Source organism: Bradyrhizobium sp. WSM4874, from assembly GCF_055811835.1.
Genome location: NZ_JBVVPR010000240.1, coordinates 1 through 341 on the forward strand (window position 1 = coordinate 1; position 341 = coordinate 341).

Sequence of the window (341 nt, forward strand, 5' to 3'; positions counted from 1 at the left end):
GCCGGGGATCCTATTGTCTTTTTCGTCCCGGAGAAGCACCAGGAGTTTTGCGATGCTTGCCATGCCTGTGCCGGCGATAATGCCCAATTCGGCCATATGAGCACGTAGGGCATTTGCAGTCTGGCTGCGCTGCCTCATCAGCAGCTCTCGCGTTCGCAAAATCATGCTGGCCGCTTGTTGTTCGGCAGTCTTCACCGGTACGAACCGCATTGTCGGGCGGGTGACCGCCTCACAAATGGCTTCAGCATCCGCCACGTCGGTCTTGTTTCGTTTGACGTAAGGCTTCACGTAGGCTGGCGGCATCATGCGGACAGCGTGGCCCAGCGCCGCGATCTCGCGTG

General features: G+C 59.2%; 1 protein-coding gene. It reads right to left on the reverse strand.

Going from position 1 to position 341, the window contains the following annotated elements; genetic code table 11:
* Window positions 1-341: IS110 family transposase (locus AC0L3P_RS40200; protein ID WP_473309484.1), on the reverse strand; the 341-nt coding region annotated here is incomplete at both ends.